Raw genomic sequence first — 18,215 nt, 5'->3', positions numbered from 1 at the left:
CGATGGTGTGCCCGGCCACGGGTTCACCCCTTCAGTCCTGAGGCGAAGCCCCGGATGATGTACTTCTGGGCGACGAAGTACAGGATGAGGATCGGGAATATCGACAGCAGCAGCGCCGAGAACACCAGCGACCAATCTGCGCCGTACTCGCCGACGTAGTTGTAGAGCGTCAAAGGTGCCGTCTTGTTGTCCGAGCCCGAGAGGTAGAGCAACGGGGTGAAGAAGTCGTTCCACGTCCCCAGCGCCTGCAGGATGACGATCGTGCCCGTGATCGGTCGAACCAGCGGAAAAACGACGGTCACGAAAACACGGCTCGACGAACACCCGTCGATGATCGCGGCCTCTTCGTAATCGCGAGGCGACTCGCGAATGAAGAAGGTGTAGAGGAAGATGCAGAACGGCATCGAACCACCGACGTGAATAAGGACCACGGACCACAATGAGCCGACGAGACCCAGATCGCGGATAAAGGTGTACAGCGGAAGCATGGCCGCTTGACCTGCGAGCAGCATCCCAGAAAGGAAGAAGTAGAACACCCCTCGCGACCAGCGCTGGGCATAGCGGGCGAGCGGATATGCGGCAGTCGAGGCCACGACCACGATGAGCGCCACCGATACGAGCGTGATGGCGGCGCTGTTGACCAGGGCGCTGCCCATCGCAGAGGTCTGCCACGCCGTCGCCAGGTGCTCGAAGGTCGGAGGCCAGGTCAGGTCGAGCGGGCCGCGTTGGCCGTCCGGGTTGCGCAGAGCCACACCCACCAGGACGACGAACGGGGTCGTGAACAGCAGGGCAGCGGCGATCATGCCGAGCTCGAGGAGGAACGTGCGCCACGTGTAGCGGTTCATCATGGTCGTCAGGCCTCCTTGCGCGTGGTCAGCCGGACCTGAGCGATCGCGACGATGCTCACGATGATCGTCAGCACCACGCCTTGGGCCACGGACGTCGGGAAGTCCAGATCGACGAACGCGCTCTGATAGATGATCAGGGGGAGGGTCTCGGTCGATCCCGCCGGTCCGCCGTGCGTCATCGCGAAGACGAGGTCGAAGGTCTTCAGACCCGAGGTGACCGTCAGGAAGATGTTGATCACCACACTCGCGTTGATCATGGGCAGGATGATCATGAGCAGGCGCCGCCCGGGGCCGGCGCCGTCGATCGCCGATGCCTCGATGAGCTCCTGCGGCACGCCCTGCAGTCCGGCGAGATAGATGACCATCGTCAGCCCGACGCCCTGCCAGACCATGGCGATGGCGACCGACCACAGCGCGAGCCCAGGATCCCCCAGCCAGTCCTGCCGCCATCCCTCGAGGCCGAGGCTGCTGAGCAGGTCGTTGATCGTCCCTTCCGGGTTCATCAGGTAGGCCCACAGGTAGGCGGTCACGAGCGGCGTCAGCACGACGGGGAGGAAGAAGACCAGCCGCAGCGCGAATCGACTCTTCAGCTTGGTGTTGCACCCGAGCGCCAGCAGCAACCCGAGTACGTTCTGGCCGATCACACCGATCAGCGTGAGGACGAAGGTGTTCGAGAACGCCTGCAGCGTCCCCGGATCGTCGAATATCCTCGTGTAGTTCCCGAAGCCCACGAACTGGACGTCGGGAGTGAATCCGTTCCAGTCGGTGAACGAGTAGTAGTACCCCCGAATATTCGGAATCACGACGATCGCGGTGTACACCAGGATGGCTGGAATGAGGAACCAGACCGGTGGCCTGATTCCAGTTCTTCGCCGCCTCCGAGGGGCAGGTGGTGGTGATGGTGTGTCTGTCGTCGGTTCGTCGTCGACAGTGGTAGTGGTCATGTCTTCTCCACGCCGCACAGCTGCATTGCTGGTTTCTGTGTGACAGCCATGTCTATTCGGGTCGGGGTAATCAGGGGGCGAGCAGGACGTTTCGATCGCTCGATTCCGAGCTCGAAATCCCCGCTATACGGGGCTCACCTCCTTGCATCGCGGTCGTACGCGGCAATCCCGCCGTCGTCTTGTGCAGGGCCTTCGTCCGCACTGCCGACGTCCAGTCGGCGTGAGCGGTCCGGTTCTGGGTCGCGGGTGAGGCGTCATGGTCGCGGCGGAAACCCCTCGGCAACCACTGACCACCCCTCCGGCAGCTCGACCCGGCGAGGAACGCCGTCGGGGTCCACCCACCCCCCGAACAGGAGGGCCGTGGCCATCAGCAGCCCCCCGTTGCCGGGCAGGTACAGCGGCATCCGGTGCGGCACCTGCCGGTTGTGCCCGTTCGGTAGGTGGGTGTTCTTGTCCTCCGGGCGCAGCAGCGCCGACAGCGCAACGTCTGCCCGCCCGAGCCGGGTGGCACACATGGCGATCATCGGGAAGTCCCAGCCCCAGGCGCTGCGCCAGTTCCACTGCGCGCACGCACGCTCCAGGGTGCGCAGCATCGCCTCGTGGTCGATCGCGCCGGTGTCGGGCACCACCCCGAGAGCCCCGAGCATCGCCGGATGGTCGGTGTAGACCGTCCGCGGCGGGCGCTGCACGGCGTCGTAGTGCCCGTCCTCGCTGACCACCGGCCGCAGCCCGTCAGCCACCTGCCGCCACAGCTCCGGCTCCTCCCGGCCGTCCGCGCGCCGCCAGGCCAATGCGGTCAGCAGTGCCCAGCGCACATAGGCCACCTCGAACAACGGGTCCCACGTCTCCGCAGCGCCGTACACCTCCTGCGCGGGCATCAGTGGCGGTGGCAGGTGGTAGGCATCCCCGTCGAGCAGTGCGAACGAGGCCAGGAACTCCGCCGTCTCGTCCACCAGCATGCGATACCGGTCTCGCACCCTCGCCTCGTCCGCCGCACCGGTGCGCAGCAGCTCGGCGTAACTGATCACGTGCGGCTGCTGCCAGATCAGCAGCGGCCCGATCTCGTTCGGGCTCTCGATCCCCTCCGGCCCCACATGCTTGGGCCAGCGGGCCCCCGCGAAGCCCTGGGCTGCTGCTCCTGCGCGCGCCACCGGCAGGATGGACTCGTACCACCCCAGGCTGCGCTCGAGCAGCTCCGGCCGGCCCCACGCGGGGAAGTGCGCGGCATGCCACCAGTGCATCTCCAGGTGGAACGTGCCGCCCCAGCTGTTGCACACCAGACCCGTCTCCTGTGGCGGGGTGCTCCCCGAGCTGTGCACCCGCGTCTGGTACTGCGAGAGCACGATCCGGCGCTCCAGTTCATGCGCCCCTTCGGCGGTGCTGGCGCCCAGGTCCATGGCCGCACCGTGGCGCCAGAAGTCCTCCCACCCGCGCGCTGAGTGCACCAGTACCTCGCCGGGGGCGGAGATGGGGTCACTGGGCAGCGCCTGGGCGACCTCGATCGCGCCGCGCAGCACGGGTTCGGTCGGCGTCAGCACCCACTCGTGCTCGCTGCCGCTCACCGAGAACGAACCGGCACCACGTACCTGGTACCGCGCCTCGTCCACCGTGCGCTCCCACACGTGCGCCCCACCGTCGGCCCGGTAGACGGTGCGGTGCGCCTCCGGCCGGTCCCACACCGGCGGTGCCTCGAAGCTCTCCTCCACGTAGGGGAACGCCACCCGTACCGCGAGACGTTCAGCCAGCTCCGCCGCCAGGTCGATCTCGAAGGCGAGGCAGTCCCGTTCCGGGTGGACCGCCGTCCGGACGGTCACCTCGTGCCCGGCGATCCGCAGCCGGCTCCTGATGACACCGGACCACAGGTCCAGCTCCTGGCTGACGCCCTCGACCTGCTCCCACTCCGGTACCCGCCCGTCCAGCAGGAGCCCCACCTGGGCCAGGTGCAACCGCTGCGGGTTCGTCCAGTAGTAGTACCCGGCCCCGCGCCCGGAGCCCTCCGACTCTTCCCGCGACTCCCGGAAGTCGTACCCGCTCGGGTAGCGCACCGGGCCCCGCGGGCTCTCGAGGGCCTCCATCGTGTCCTCGAGACGGTAGCCGTGGGGGTTGGGGAACCAGTGGAACCCCCACTGCGCCTGCATCCCCAACGGGGTCGCCGCTTCTCCGCAGGTACGGGCGGCATTGCGCTCGTACCGGTCGGCGAATGTCTGCAGGCCCGTGTGGTCCACCGTGACGGCGAACTCCCCGTTGCCCACGGAGAGCGGGGATTCTGGGCACGGGCCGGCGTAGCGCACGTTGTGCCGGCGCACCACGGCCTCGCGGTCGATGAGTCCCGACGGCGTAGCCCGGGTGTGATCCGGGGTGGTCCCCGCGGTCATCGGGTCACCTCCGACCACGCCAGGCCGATCCCACGATGCTCACCGATCGTGTGGTCACCCACCGCGACCGGCTCGGTCAGCCGGCGCACGGCGCAGTAGACGTGCAGCAGCCGGTCGCCGTCCCGAATGACCGAGGGCTTGTGCGCGTGCCAGTCGTCCACGGAGCCGGCCGGTCCCGGTGCCAGCAGTGGCTCCGGATCTCGGGTCCACGTCAGCAGGTCCGGCGAGGTGGCCACCAGGTCGACCGCACCGCGCTGTGGTGAGAGCCCGAAGTAGAACATCACCCACGTGCCGTCCGGGGCCCGCAGCACACACGGGTCGGAGGCGAACCGCTCGTCGTAGGACCCGGGCGGGCCCACTGGCAGGAGCGGCTCGTCACTGACCCGTTCCCAGGTGAGCAGATCGTCGGAGACGGCGGCGCCGGTCTGCTCGATCCACGACCCCTCAGCCCTGTCCTTGGCGTTGTAGAACAACCACCAGCGGCCCTCGTAGCGCATCAACCACGACTTGTACAGGCCGCCGCGCTCCCATGTGCCGCCCTCCTCCGGCCGCAGGAAGCCACCCGTCTCCTCCCACGTCACCAGGTCCCGCGACCGGACGAACCCGATCAGCGCCGACCCGGCCTCGTAGCCGGCGTCCGGGTAGGCGTGGTAGGTGCCGTAGTACCAGCCGTCGATCCGGATCAGCTCACCTTGTCCAAGTAGCTCGGTGTCGCGGGCGAGGGAGGTCAGCGCCGTGTTGTGGCGGCGATAGGCCGAGGTGGGCTCGCGGCGCAGGATCACTTCCGGCTCGGACCAGCGCTCGCCGTCGAACCAGGAAAGGCCGGACTGATAGCCCTCCCCGTCCCAGCCGACCATGGTCATGCCGAGCCGCCCGCCGGAGCGGAAGACGAAGGGGCAGTCGACACCCAGGCTGCGCCAGTCGCCGGCCTGGAAGGTGGGTGCCAACAGCAGCTCCGGGCTGCGATGGCAGGGGGAGAGGGGAGGGACGCCGTCGAGAGTCAGTGACATGAAGCGGAAGATCCTTAGCGATGCTGATCGGGCGATCGGCGCCCGATCAGGAGGTGGGCCGACGAGATGGATTGATCAGTGGGCAGGTCGGAGAGAGTTACGGCAGCGAGTCCTCCGTGGCGTCGTCCCCGGTGGCCAGGCGCCAGACCTGCAGGCGCTCGCGCGCGGCACCGATGGCTTCCCGGTGCTCGGCTGCGCCGATGAGGTTGTGCAGCTCGAACGGATCGTCGGCGAGGTCGTAGTACTCCTCGCCGAAGCGCCCGTAGGTCACGTACTTGAACCGTTCGCCGACCAGCGCGCGCCCGAGCACCCGCTCCCCGTGGCCGTGCGTCTCCACCACGATCTCCTGCCGGTCCGAGCCGGCCGGGTCGAGGAACCCGAGCAGGGAGGTCCCGTCCAGGTTCAGCTGATCGACCTGCCGTGTGGTCGCCGCCTCCAGCACGGTCGGCAACACATCGATCTGCGCCGTCGGCGTCTGGACCACCGAACCCCCGGCCACCCGACGCGGCCACCGCATCGCCAGCGGGATCCGCAGCACCTCCTCGGTGAGGTAGGAGCGCTTGTCGAAATGGCCGCCGTGGCTGGCGATGGCGTCGCCATGGTCGGCGAGCCACAGCACCAGGGTGTTCTCGGTGCCGCCGGTCTCGTCGACGGCGTCGATCACCCGGCCGGCGGCATCGTCGACGAGGGTGTTCTGGGCGTAGCAGTACCAGAGGATCCGTTGCCATTGCTCCCAGCTGAGGACGCTCGGCTGGATGAGCCGGTCCTGCTTCCCGAACGGCACGTTGTGCTCACGCTGGTGGATCTCGGTGCGGCCGGCGAGGTCGTCGTCGAAGCTGCCGTACTGCTCGATCCTCGCCGGGTCGTACATGTCCAGGAACCGCTGGGTGGGGAAGTACGGGGCGTGCGGCCCCCAGAAGCTGACGATCGTCGCCGTCGGGGCGTCGTCCTGTGCGGTGCGGCGGATGCTCTCGGCCGCGAGGTTCGCCACGAAGTAGGCCTCATGCGTGTCATCCGGGGTGACCATCACGCCGGTGGCGTGCTCATTGCACCAGTCGCCGTCCTGGATGTAGCGGCCCTCCAGCGGCTTTCCCCAGCCCGGGGGGTGGAAGCCCTGGTCGATGTCGATCTCCGGGTGCGGCAGGTCGCGGTCGGCCAGGTACTGCGCGTACTCGGGCTTGGTGTAAGGGTTGTTGTAGCTCGGGTAGCAGAAGCCCTCGGCACCCAGGTCGTGGGCGGTGCCGGGCCCGGCGTGCCACTTGCCGAAGTAGTTCACCCGGTAGCCGGCCTCACTCAGCGCGGAGATGAGGTTGGCGCCGTCGAAGGCGACGTTGACGTCGTTGCGTACCTCACCGTGATTGTGCGGGTACTGCCCGGTGAGGATGGAGCGTCGCGCCGGCGAGCACAGGGGAGACATGCAGTAGGCCCGCTCGAAGGTGGCCCCCTGACGGCGGAGCGCGTCATAGCGCGGCCGCAGCACCGGCTGCTCGGAATCCCACCCGTGCCGGTAGTAGGCCTGGTGGTCGGCCACCATGATGACGATGTCGGGCCTGTCCGGTCCGCCTGATCCGTGGGCGGCCGGTGGTCGACTGTGCACGGTGCTGCTCATCCCTTCACTGCGCCGGAGGTGGCGCTGCTCATGACCTGCTTGCGGAAAATGAGGAAGACGACGATCAGCGGGATCGTGGCCAGCAGGGTGCCGACCATCACCACCGGGTAGTCGTTCATGCCGTAGCTGCCGTTCAGCTGCTGGAGCGCAACCGGCAGGGTGTAGAGGTCGGAGTCGTTCAGCACCAGCAACGGCCACAGGTACTCGTTCCAGTTCCACATGAACTGGAAGACGGTGAATCCGGCGATCGCCGGACGCAGCGCCGGTGCTCCCACGTGCCAGAACACGCGCAGGAAGCCGGCGCCGTCCACCCGCACGGCCTCGATGACCTCGTACTGCACCGCTTCCCGAGCAGCCTGGCGCATCCAGAAGATGCCGAACGCGCTCGCCGCCCCGGGGATGATGAGCGGGAGGTAGGTGTTCAGCCACCCCAGATCGACGTAGATCTGGAACATCGGCACCAACATCACGCCGGTCGGGAGCGTCATAGTGACGAGAAGACCGCCGAACAGCCAGTCCCGACCGGGGAACCGGTACTGCGCGAAGACGAAGCCGGACAGGGCGGCGATCGCGACGGTCACCGTGGTGGCGACCACCGAGACGAGGACGGAGTTGGCGAATGCTCGCTGGAAGGCAATGGCCTCCAGCAGCCGCCCGACGTTGTCGAACAACGCCGTACCCGGGATGAGACGCGGCGGGCTTGAGAAGATGTCGGCGGTGGTGCCGGTGGACATCACCACCAACCAGTAGAACGGGAAGGCGAACAGCAGGGCGGCCGGAATGAGGACTGCGTGCCGCAGCCAGGGATGGCGACCGGATCTCATGAGGCCTCCTTGCGCCGTCGGATCAGGATCCGCGAGTTGATCGCCGCCAGCGCGATGAGGACCACGAAGATCCCCCAGCCGATGGCGGTGGCATAACCGAGGTCCGTGCTGACGGTGGGCAGCGTGGCGCCCATGTAGCCCACCTGGAGGAACATCAAGGTGATGACCGAGCCGGCCGCTCCGCCGTCACCGTTGGTCAGCACCTGGGCCTCGGTGAAGATCTGGAAGCCGCCGATCGTTCCGGTGATGGTGACGAAGAGGACCGTCGGCCAGATCATCGGGACCGTGATCGAGCGCAGTACCCGCCACGGCCCGGCACCGTCCAGGTGGGCCGCTTCGTACAGGCTCGGTGGGATCGAGCTGATCCCGGCGAGGAAGATCACCACGAAGTAGCCGAAGCTGCGCCAGAACACCATCAGCGACACCACCAGCCGGGTTCCCCACGGCGTGGTGGTCCACGGCACCGGCGAGAGTCCCACCGCCTCCAGGATCGTGTTGATGATGCCGAACTGGTTCGAGAACAAGGACTGGAAGACGATCGCGACGGCGACGATCGAGGTCACCTGCGGCAGGAAGAACAGGGTCTGGTAGATGCCCTTCGCCCTCAGGCGTGGCGAGCTGAGCAGTGCCGCCGCGCCGAGAGAGGCGACGATCACTGGCACCTGTGCCATCAGGAAGATGATCACCGTGTTCCCGAGGGCGTCGAGGAACTCCCCCGAGGTCACCAGCCGCACGAACTGGTCGAACCCGACGAACTCCCGGTCGCCCAGCCCGTCCCAGGAGAGGGTGGACAGGTAGACCGCGAACCCGAGCGGGAACACCCCGAAGATCGCGAACAGGATGTAGAACGGCGAGATGGCCAGATACTCGCGCCAGTACCGCAGGAGTGAGTCCTGTCGACGCTTTCGAGGTGCCATGTGCATCCTTCAGGGCGAAGGGGAGACGGTCACAGACCGGCGCTCTGCTCGACCAGCGAGGCATAGACCTGCTCCGGGTCGTCGCCTGTCGACGCGATGTCAGTCAGTGCCACGTAGAACTGCGCACCGACGGTGGAGCTGTCCACGCCGCGGTAGGTGATCGGTGCGCCCTCCGCCATCTCCATCAGTAGTCCGAGGGTGTTCTGCCCTCCGTAGAAGTCCTGCGGGGCCGAGGCCTCGGGGTCCTCCGCCACGCCCAGCGAACCGGGGAAGAGACCTTTGTCCAGGTAGCTGGCCGTCTGGAACTCGGCGCCACCGATGAATCCGGCCACCTCCGCGGCAGCATCGGGGTGCTCACTCTCGGCGAGCGCGGCGACGAAGGATCCGCCGCTGGCTGCCGGGCCGCCCGGCAGGCGGGTGACGCGCCACTGCCCGGCCTGCTGCTCGCCCGCGGAGCGGATCAATCCGTCCTGCCAGGCGGGGCCGACGAAGCCGACCACCTGCTCCTGAGTGAGGGCAGCGTTGAACTCCGGGGTGTACGGCTCGGCGTCGGCGCACAGCCCGTCCTGCGCCAGATCTGCGGCGAAGACGAAGGAGTCGTGGGAGACGGGGGAGTCGACGATGTTGACCTCCTCGCCGTCCTCCAGCGCGAAGTAGCCGTAGCCGTTCTGGTTCAGGCGCGTCTCGTGCACCTGGCCGGCGTGGTCGCAGACGTACACGCCCTCGGCAGCCGCCTCGCTCGCAAGGTCGCGGTAGGCCTCCCAGGAGTCGATCTCGGCGGCCACCTCATCCGGCTCGCTCGGGTAGCCGAGTGATTCCAGCACGTCGGCCCGGTAAAAGAACCCGTACGGCCCGATGTCGGTGGGTAGTGCGAGCTGCTGACCGTCCTCGGTGCGTGCCAGGTCGAGTGCCCACTCCACCGAGTCCGTGGTCTCGGCCTGCTCGGTGAGGTCGATGAACTGGTCGGCCACGGAGAAGAATTGCCGGGTACCCCCGCCGAAGACGACGACGTCCGGCAGCCCGCTTCCCGAGCGCAGCGCGGCCCGCATCTTGTCCTCGATGTCGGGGATGTTCTCGAACTCGATCGTGTAGTCGCCGAACTCCTCGGCGAGGATTCCCTCGAGGTCGTCGGGCATCGAGTTGCCCCGTGCCCACAGAGTCAACGAGGCACCGTCGTCGGCACCGCTGCCGTCGGTGCCGTTCTCGCCGGACTGGCTGCAGGCAACGAGGGCGCCGGCAGTCACGAGTGCTGTTGCCGCGAGGGCAACCTGGCGGATGCGGTTCATGCTCACTCCTTCAGTGACGTCATCGTCGTGGTGCCAAGGCCACAGATGTGATCGCTCACATCCGATCTCCTGACGCGCTCACTCAGCGGAATCGGCCCGCCCGGTGCAGGCCGTGGTGTTGTGACGTGGAGCCGGCGGCGGCTGTGCTTCAGGCTCGTGGCAGGGACGCTAACAGAGATCTAAACGTTTCACAAGATCGACCCACGATCCCGAAGGTCCGGCCGGCCATTTTCTGGCGTGTGCCGGTGGGCTGAGCGTCAGGCGTGCGCGTCCTGACTGGGTGGTGTGGGCTGAGCGTCAGGCGTGCGCGTCCTGACTGGGTGGTGGTGCGGCTGGCCGGCCCGGGAGAGGTGTCAGGCCGAGCGTGCTCTCGGTCGCGACCAGGTCCGCGTGCAGCACGATCGTCCGGTGCACGTGCGCGTCGCCTTCAGCGATCTCGTCGGCGAGCAGCAGCGCTGCCTGGCGGCCGAGCTCGAAGGCGGGTTCGCGCATCCGCGAGATGCGGATCGGCCCGTCCCAGGCGCGCGTGTTCTCCTCGGTGCTGATCAGCGCGACCTCCTCCGGCACGGCGATTCCACTGGCCGTGAGGGTGTCGATGATTCCGCGTGCCATGAAGCCCGTCGCCGCCACGATCCCGTCCGGGCGTTCCTCGGCGGCGAGGGCGAGGATCTCCTCGGCGATCGAGATGCCGTCCTCGAGCTCGACCCGCTCGCGGTCCAGCTCGAGCAGGCTCGCCCCGGGCTGCTCCGCCACGGCCCGCCGGATGCCCTGGCGGCGTTCGACGATCGGCTGCAGCGTGGTCGCACCGGCGGCGAACGCCAGGCGCCGGGCGCCGACCTCGAACAAGTGCTGGGCGGCTCGATATCCGACGTCGTCGTTGTCCATCAGCACCGTGCAGTGGTAGCCAGGACGGGAGTGGTAGTTGACCACCACCACGCGCGAGCCGTGGCGGCGCAGCTTCTCGATATCGGCGCTGGAGTCGTGCACAGGCGAAAGGATGATGCCCTTGAGGCGCTCCTGGTCGAACAGGTCGACATAGCGGGCCTGCTCACGTGTGTGCGTGTCCCCGTTCGCGATCAGCAGGCTCAGGCCCCGCTCGCGCGCCCCCGTCTGCGCTCCCCGGACCACGCCGATCGAGAAGGTCTGTGCGATGTCCCCGACCACGATGCCCACTCCGGTGGCGCCACCGGTCTTCATCGAGCGCGCGGCGGAGTTGACCACGAATCCCAGTTCATCCACGGCATCGAACACCTTGCGGCGGGCCTCCTCGCTCACCCGGTCTGGATTGTTGAAGGAGTAAGAGACGGTCGCCACGGAGACGCCCGCGGCTTGCGCGACGTCGCGCATGCTCGGCCGCCGCCTCCGGGCTGCCTGCTCCCGCTCGCTCATCGTCAGTTCCCGCCCGTCGTCGGTCGCCTCGATCGTAGGCCACGCCGTCGGTGCGCCGGCGCTCGAACGTGCGCTCGACGCGGTGGCGTGACACCTCGTTCGTCGATGCTATACGTTTCACAGCATCGACGAAGGAGAACGATGATCGCGGAGCATCTTCTCGAGGGCGAGATCCTGTTCGGGGCCGCCTACTACCCCGAGTACTTCCCGGCCGAGCGGATCGAGACCGATCTCGACCTCATCGCAGTAGCAGGCATGACGGTGATCCGGCTGGGTGAGTCGGTGTGGTCCACCTGGGAGCCGCGCGACGGGGTGTTCGAGACCGCGTGGTTGCGCCCCGTGCTCGAGGCGGCCGCCGCCCGCGGGATCCGGGTCGTCCTCGGTACACCCACCTATGCCGTCCCTCCGTGGCTGCAGCGTGCACATCCAGAGATCGCGGCAGAGAGCGCGACCGGCCGCCGCGTGCCGTGGGGCGGGGCGGGACGTCACCGACTGCGCTGCACCTCGGCCCCTGGTCGGTGGAGGTGCTGCTCGGCCGGTGATGAGACGACAACGGCGCCCGACCGAGCCCAGACCTCGATCGGGCGCCGCCGCCCAGACGCCGCGTGCGGCGTCAGCCCTTGACCGAACCCGCCGCCAGGCCGGCCATGATCTTCTTGTTGAGGAAGATGAAGACGATCAGCAGCACGATGATGTTGATACTGATGGCGGCGAACAGCGGGCCGTACTGGGTGGAGCCGTACTGGTCGGACAGGCTCAGCAGCCCCACCTGGATGGTGGCCAGCTCCGGCCGGGTGGTGAATGTCAGCGCGATCAGCAGATCGTTGAACACGCTGAAGAACTGAATCAGAGCGATCGTGAGCATCGAGTTCTTCATCAGTGGGACGGCGATCACGAAGAACGAGCGCAATGGCCCGCAGCCATCCACTGTCGCGGCTTCGAAGATCTCCCGTGGGATGGCCCGGAAGTAGGCGGCCATCAGGAACGTCGTCAACGGGATGCCCATCGCCGTGTACGTGAGGATCATCGGCAGCAGGCTGTCGGTGATCCCGATCTTGAAGTACACGGTGAACAGCGGCACCAGGATCATCTGCCCGGGCACCATGATCCCGCCCATCACGAACAGCAGGATCGTGCGGCGACCCTTGAAGATCATGATCTCGAGGGCGTACCCGGCCGCGAGACCTGCCAGCACGATCAACGCGACCGACGGCAAGGTCACCAGGATGGAGTTGCGGTAGTTGATCCCCACGTTGCCGCGGGTGAACGCGTCGATGTAGTTGTCGAGGTTGAACTGCTCGGGTAATGCCCAGGTGGGGTTCGCGAAGAACTCCGTCTGGGTCTTGAACGAGCCCATGATCATCCAGAACTGCGGGTAGAGCATCACCACGAGCAGCACGGTGACCAGGAGCCAGACCGGCAGCCGGCGCGCGATCCGCCGTGCGGTGCGGCGGGCCGGACGGGACTGGGGCCGGGGTGCCTGGACGGGCGCAATGGCTGGTGCAGTGGTCATCTCAGTCCTCCACGCGCTTGCTCGAGGGCCGGAAGACGACGAGCGTGAACACCAGGCACAGCAGCGTCAGTGCCAGAGCGATCGTGCTGCCGTAGCCATACTCGGCGTACTCGAAGGCGGTGCGATACATGTACAAGGTGAGCGGCGCCGTCGTGGTTCCCGGGCCACCGCTGTTCAGCGCGAGCAGGCTGTCGAACACCTTCAGGGTGGCGTTCAGACTGAAGATGATCGAGGAGAGCAGGATCGGCATCGACAGCGGGATGATGATGTAACCCACCAGGCGCGGGCCGGTGGCCCCGTCCATCCGGGCCGACTCCACCACCTCCTCCGGGATGTCGAGCAGCCCCGTGTAGAGCAGCACGGCGTAGAAGCCCATCGAGGTCCACAGCGTCATCACGATCGCCACGCCCATGGTGCCGGCGGTGGAGGCGAGGAACTCCACGCTCTCGCCGCCGAACGCGTTGATCGCGTCGTTGACGGGGCCCTGGTTCTCGCCGACGGCGATGAGGCTCTTGAACAGCAGTGCCACGGCCACGGTCGGCAGCACCATCGGGAAGAAGACCGCCGTGCGCACGAAGGCTGAACCTCGGCGCAGCACGAAGACGTACAGCAGAGCCAGCAGGTAGCCGAAGGTGACCTGAGCGACGGTGACGACCACCGCGAAGAAGACGCTGACCCACACCGAGTTCAGTGCGGCGTCGTCGGAGAGGAATGTCCGGAAGTTCTCCAGCCCCACGAACTCGAACCCGCGCAGCGTGTTGCCCTGGAAGAAGGACAGTCCCAGCGACCAGGCGACCGGGACGACCTTGAGCATCACGTAGATGGAGAGGGTGGGCAGGAGCAGGATGAGGATGGTCTTCCTATCCCCGAAGACGCGCGACATCGCGTGGTCCTTTCGTGCAGACATCGCCGGCCCCACCCGGGGGCAGGGCCGGCGACATCGTGTCAGCGGTTGGAGTCGATGCTGTCCTGCAGCTGCGTCATGTACTCCTCGGCGCTCATGTCGCCGTTGGTGAGCAGAGAGGCGTTCGTCGAGGCCAGGGAGTTGCTCTCCGAGTCGAGCAGCGCCTCGAACCACAGCACGGTCTCGTCGATCGAGGCCATCCGCTCCTGGATGTCGGCGGTGGCGGCCGGGATGTCACCGACGTCGCCGTTGACCTGGAACCCGGAAAGGACGCCGGCCTCACTGAGTGCCTGCTGGCCGTAGTTCTCGGCGATGCAGGCGAACCAGTCGGCCGTCAACGGGCCGTAGGTCTCGGGGTTGATGGCCATCGCGGCCCCGGCGTTGGCGGGGTACTGGTCGGCGCTGCCGGCTCCGCCGGCCACGTCCGGGAAGGGCATGAAGCCGATGTTCTCCTCGCCCACCTCGTTGCGCTCGGGGTCGTTGACGGCGCTCAGCAACCAGGTGCCGTCGTACTTCATCAAGGCCTGCCCGCTGAGCAGAGCCGCCGTGGCCTGGTCGCCGGTGCGGGAGATGAAGCCCTCACCCAATGCCCCGGAGAGCGCGAGGTCCTGCAGTGCCTGGGCGCCGGCCACGTACTCCGGGTCGGTCAGGCTCGCCTCGCCGTCGCGGATCTGCTCCATGGCGTCCGGCCCGACGTTGCGGAAGATGTACAGGCCCATCAGTCGTGTCATCGGCCAGCCGTCAGCCCCGGACTGGGCGATCGGGATGTACCCGGCCTCAGCGGCTGCGTCCGCGGCATCGACCAGTTCGTCGTAGCTCTGCGGCTCCTCGAGGCCGAGCTCGGCGAGGATCTCCTTGTTGTACCAGAAGCCTTCGAGGTTGTACTGGTACGGCATGGAGACCATCTGGCCGTAGACCGACTCGATGGTGGAGGCGGCCGCGGGCAGCACGTTCTCCCACGCGCCGGACTCGGTGAAGGCCGCTTCGTAGTCGAGCACCAGGTCTTGGCCACCGAGGTCACCGTCGGGACGGACCTGGTCGGTGCCGGCGATGAAGTGGGACGGCAGCGCGCCCTGGCTGGCGAGCAGCGTGATCTGTTGCACGGTGTCGCCCTGGGCGATGGTGCGGTGCTCCAGCGGGAGCGCTTCGTTCTCGGCCGAGCACTGGTTCGCGGCCAGCGCGTCCAGCTGGTCGCGCAGCGTGGGGTTCTCGTTCGCGGTGAGCACCTCGAAACTGTCCGGGTCGGTTCCGATGCCCGAGCCCGAGTCGGCGTCCGAACCCGATCCGGAACCGGTGTCCTCCCCGCCGGAGCAGGCGGCCAGGGTGAGCGAGGTAGCGAGCAGGGCGCTCGCGGTGACGACGGTGCGTCGCCGGTGACGAATGTTCATGACGTCCTCCTTGACGAGGGCTCGCACCGAGGCACGGCCCGCTGTGTGGCTCGCAGTGAGCCTAACCGAACGTAACTACAGAATCAACTGTGCATTATTATTCATCTGATGGCTCATCTGGCTGACATGCGCGGCGTTGGCGGGCGTGACGTGCCGGCGTTTCACCGCCGGAGCCCGGGGTCAGCCCAGGCTGAGTCCGACTCGCCACGACGTGCTGGCCCGCTCCAGCCGGTACTGGTCGGGAAGTCTCGTTCCCACCGAGGCCGAGCCGATGCCCAGCTGCCCGTGGTCCAGGTTCAGCCAGACCTGTCCGGAATCGCGTAGCTCGTGCGGGAAGCGCGCCACCTGCAGATCCTTGGAGGTCCAGCGCCGCGCGGTGAAGTCGAACAGCGGGTCGCCCACCGCGCGCAGGTCCGGCACCCCGGGCCCCGAGACCGTCAGCTCCCGGGTGTGCACGTGGTTGCCGTTCTCCTGCGGCACCGGGTACGGCACCTGCAGGTCATCGATCGAGGACCGCCACCGCCCCACCTGGGTGCCCGCGAAGGAGTCGACGTAGGTCTCGCCCGGGCCGCGCCCGAACCAGGACACGCGCTCATACTCCCCGGGGAGGCTGAACAGCAGCCCCAGCCGTGGCAGCACGATCTCCAGCCCCTTCAGTGGCGTCTTCTCCCACGGACCGGTGAAATCCACGTGCACGTCCAGCCACAGCAGGCCGGCGTGCAGGGACCAGTCGAGCTGGTACTCCAGCGCGTGCGGATGCGTGGCTGCGGCGACCCGTCCGTTCACGCGCATCCGATCGCCGTCCGCCTGCACGTCCAGCGTGCGGTGCAGCATCCGATCGATCCCGACGGCGGACCACGCCGCCGAGAGATCGTTGCGGCCTCCCTGGCCCCGGTCGTTCTCCGTGGGGGCGCGGTGCACATCCAGCCACGGCCCCTCCATCTCGAGGTCTCCCAGGCGCACCAGGCGTCCGGTCTCGCCATCGAAGGTGGCCGGGCCGAGCACGATTCCCGACGGCGTCCCGTGCGCCCGGGCGTCTCCCTCGCCTCGGGCGTTGCTCGTCCACGGCGCCGCGGGCGCCACCGTGGTTCCAGCGCCTGAGCCTGCTCCCGCGGGTGCTGCCTGAACGCGCGATCCACCGGAGCGCAGCTGGTGCTGGCCCCACGAGACCACGTGCCCCGCCGGGGCCCAGGGGGTGTCCTGCGCGAGGCGGGCCTCGACGCTCAGGTGAGTTTCGCCGTCGCCGGGCAGTTCGGGCATGGTCCCAGGGAGGGCCACCTCGATGGTGCCTCCGGCGGGGACCGCGGGGACCTCCAGCCCGCCCTCGGCGATCTGGTGGCCGTCCACGAGCAGCTCCCAGCGCCACTGCAGGTCCGCGGTGTCGGCGGCATGGCGCCGGTTCGTCACCGTGATCGCGTCCCCGATCGCGATCCGTACCGGCTCGTAGGCCTTGGCCAGTTGCGTCAGGCCGGGGCTGGGGGTGCGGTCGGCGAAGACGAGCCCGTCCAGGCAGAACCGGCCGCCGGTGGGCCGGAAATCGACCGCGCCACCGTGCAGGGTGAACGGTGTGCCGTCGGCGGTGCGGGCATCGAAGCCGTGGTCGATCCACTCCCAGACGAAGCCACCGCAGAAGCGGTCCGAACTCTCCAGGATGCGCTGGTAGTCCTGCAGCGAACCGGGTCCGTTGCCCATCGCGTGCGCGTACTCCACCAGCAGGAACGGCAAGGTGCGGCGGCGGGCGTCCTCGGCGTCGGTGACGTTGTCGGGTCGCGGCTCCTCGCGCCGTCCGATCGCCTCCAGGGCGTCCAGCTCGGGGTACATGCAGGAGTAGAAGTTGGAGTTGCGGTAGGAGGGGTCGCGCTCGTAGAGCACCGGGCGCCCAGGGTCCCGCTCGCGGATCCACCGCTCCAGCACCTCGAATCCGGCGCCGGTCCAACTCTCGTTCGCCATCGACCAGATCACCACGCTCGGGTGGTTCTTGTCCGGTTCGACCATCCGCTCGATGCGGTCCTGCAGCGCCGGGAACCAGGCGGGGTCGTCGGGCGGGTTCTTCTCCCAGCCGGCGTAGATGAACCCGTGCGTCTCCAGGTCGCACTCCTCGACCACCCACAGGCCGTACTCGTCGCACAGGCTGAGGAAGTCCGGGTGCGGCGGGTAGTGGCTGGTGCGGACCGCGTCGATGTTGGCCTGCTTCGTCATCACGATGTCGCGGATCATGGTGTCGCGGTCCTGGGTGCGGCCCGTCGCCGGATCGTGCTCGTGCCGGTTCACCCCATGGAAGTGCAACGGGGCGCCGTTGGCGAGCAGGACGCCGTCGGCGATCTCGACCCGGCGGAAACCGATCGCCAGCTGGATCGTCTCCTCCGCCGTCGCGAGGGTGCCGCGGTACAGGCGCGGGCTGTCCGCGCTCCAGGGGGTGACCTCGGTGGTGGCCGTCTCCCCGGCCGGGATGTCGATCCCCAGCTCGGGCACCTGCACCCGGGCGGGTGACCCGTCGGTGACCTCGGCGTCCACCCGCAGCGTGCCGATACCGGTGGTGTGGTCGTAGTCGGCGTGGACGTAGTGGTCCTCGATCGCGGCGGCGGGGCGCTCGATCACATCGACGTCCCGGAAGATCCCAGGCAGCCACCACATGTCCTGGTCCTCCAGGTAGGTGCCCGCCGACCAGCGGTGCACCCGCACGCACAGCACGTTGCGGCCCGGGCGCACCGGGGCGTCGTACTCCACCGGCAGGCGGCTTCCGGTGGACCAGCCGAGCTCGACCCCGTTCAGCCACACCTTCGCGCAGGAGTCAGCCCCGCGCAGCCGCAGGATCGAGGCGCCCCAGTCCGCCGGGGCGTCGAAGACGAGCCGGTAGTCGCCGGTCGGATTCTCGGTCGGGACCCGGGGCGGGTCGATCGGGATCGGGAACGCGGTGTTCGTGTATAGCGGTCCCTCGGCGGTGCCGCGCAGCGAGCGCGGCTCACCGCCGGCCAGCGGCGTGACGTCCTCGAGCACCCAGTGGGAGGGCACGCGGATCTCGTCCCACCCGCTGTCGTCGAAGTCCTCGGCGAGGAACCCTGCCCCGGTGCCCTCCGCCGTCGGGCATAGCCGGAACCGCCAGGTGCCGTTCAGGGGGAGGGTGCGGGCATCCGTGCGTGCCTCGGCACGAGGCCGACGGCGACCCTCACCCGGGGAATAGGACTCCCAGTAGCGGGCGGTGCTCATG

General features: G+C 68.1%; 14 protein-coding genes. 1 reads left to right on the top strand and 13 read right to left on the bottom strand.

The window, feature by feature from the left end; translation table 11 throughout:
* Positions 1-23: 23 nt before the first annotated feature.
* The 9 genes from BLU77_RS12515 to BLU77_RS12475 all read right to left on the bottom strand — a co-directional run bounded on the left by BLU77_RS12515 (position 24) and on the right by BLU77_RS12475 (position 11,202).
* Entirely contained in the window at positions 24-845 is an 822-nt protein-coding gene (locus BLU77_RS12515) for a carbohydrate ABC transporter permease (RefSeq protein ID WP_089775722.1), read from the bottom strand.
* Between the two features lie 8 nt (positions 846-853).
* Positions 854-1,792 carry a carbohydrate ABC transporter permease gene (locus BLU77_RS12510; RefSeq protein ID WP_089773471.1) on the bottom strand — a complete coding sequence of 313 codons (939 nt, stop codon included), beginning with the start codon at positions 1,790-1,792 and terminating at the stop codon, positions 854-856.
* 254 nt (positions 1,793-2,046) lie between these two features.
* Entirely contained in the window at positions 2,047-4,167 is a 2,121-nt protein-coding gene (locus BLU77_RS12505) for a hypothetical protein (RefSeq protein ID WP_139177757.1), read from the bottom strand.
* The gene (locus BLU77_RS12500; protein ID WP_089773469.1) at positions 4,164-5,177 is read right to left on the bottom strand and encodes a glycoside hydrolase family protein; all 1,014 of its coding nucleotides are present in this window, start codon (positions 5,175-5,177) and stop codon (positions 4,164-4,166) included. The genes BLU77_RS12505 and BLU77_RS12500 overlap by 4 nt, the downstream gene beginning before the upstream one ends.
* Positions 5,178-5,274: 97 nt before the next feature.
* Positions 5,275-6,786: a sulfatase-like hydrolase/transferase gene (locus BLU77_RS12495; RefSeq protein WP_089773468.1), complete on the bottom strand. Its 1,512-nt coding sequence runs from the start codon at positions 6,784-6,786 to the stop codon at positions 5,275-5,277.
* The gene (locus tag BLU77_RS12490) at positions 6,783-7,610 is read right to left on the bottom strand and encodes a carbohydrate ABC transporter permease (protein ID WP_089773467.1); all 828 of its coding nucleotides are present in this window, start codon (positions 7,608-7,610) and stop codon (positions 6,783-6,785) included. Before BLU77_RS12490 ends, BLU77_RS12495 begins: the two co-directional genes overlap by 4 nt.
* Complete coding sequence (locus BLU77_RS12485; protein WP_245708840.1) at positions 7,607-8,527, bottom strand: carbohydrate ABC transporter permease; 921 nt, start codon at positions 8,525-8,527, stop codon at positions 7,607-7,609. Before BLU77_RS12485 ends, BLU77_RS12490 begins: the two co-directional genes overlap by 4 nt.
* 29 nt (positions 8,528-8,556) lie before the next feature.
* The gene (locus BLU77_RS12480) at positions 8,557-9,813 is read right to left on the bottom strand and encodes an ABC transporter substrate-binding protein (RefSeq protein WP_089773465.1); all 1,257 of its coding nucleotides are present in this window, start codon (positions 9,811-9,813) and stop codon (positions 8,557-8,559) included.
* Between the two features lie 297 nt (positions 9,814-10,110).
* Entirely contained in the window at positions 10,111-11,202 is a 1,092-nt protein-coding gene (locus tag BLU77_RS12475; RefSeq protein WP_089773464.1) for a LacI family DNA-binding transcriptional regulator, read from the bottom strand.
* A gap of 141 nt (positions 11,203-11,343) precedes the next feature.
* On the opposite strand from BLU77_RS12475, the gene BLU77_RS12470 reads away from it, so the two are divergent.
* Positions 11,344-11,826 carry a beta-galactosidase gene (locus BLU77_RS12470; protein ID WP_089773463.1) on the top strand — a complete coding sequence of 161 codons (483 nt, stop codon included), beginning with the start codon at positions 11,344-11,346 and terminating at the stop codon, positions 11,824-11,826.
* Here the strand turns inward: BLU77_RS12470 and BLU77_RS12465 are convergent.
* From BLU77_RS12465 to BLU77_RS12450, 4 genes are all read right to left on the bottom strand, one after another.
* Complete coding sequence (locus BLU77_RS12465; RefSeq protein WP_089773462.1) at positions 11,816-12,715, bottom strand: carbohydrate ABC transporter permease; 900 nt, start codon at positions 12,713-12,715, stop codon at positions 11,816-11,818. The genes BLU77_RS12470 and BLU77_RS12465 overlap by 11 nt on opposite strands.
* A 1-nt stretch (position 12,716) precedes the next feature.
* A complete protein-coding gene (locus tag BLU77_RS12460; RefSeq protein ID WP_089773461.1) occupies positions 12,717-13,598 on the bottom strand; it encodes a carbohydrate ABC transporter permease in 882 nt (293 codons plus the stop codon).
* A 62-nt stretch (positions 13,599-13,660) separates the two neighbouring features.
* Entirely contained in the window at positions 13,661-15,007 is a 1,347-nt protein-coding gene (locus BLU77_RS12455; RefSeq protein WP_089773460.1) for an ABC transporter substrate-binding protein, read from the bottom strand.
* A gap of 180 nt (positions 15,008-15,187) precedes the next feature.
* Positions 15,188-18,214, bottom strand: a complete 3,027-nt coding sequence (locus BLU77_RS12450; RefSeq protein ID WP_089773459.1) for a glycoside hydrolase family 2 TIM barrel-domain containing protein — start codon at positions 18,212-18,214, stop codon at positions 15,188-15,190.
* Position 18,215 lies beyond the last annotated feature (1 nt).

This window comes from Ruania alba (assembly GCF_900105765.1).
Classification (GTDB): Bacteria; Actinomycetota; Actinomycetes; order Actinomycetales; family Beutenbergiaceae; genus Ruania; species Ruania alba.
Note: the sequence above shows the minus strand (reverse complement) of the source record. Positions and strands in the feature narration are given on the sequence as shown.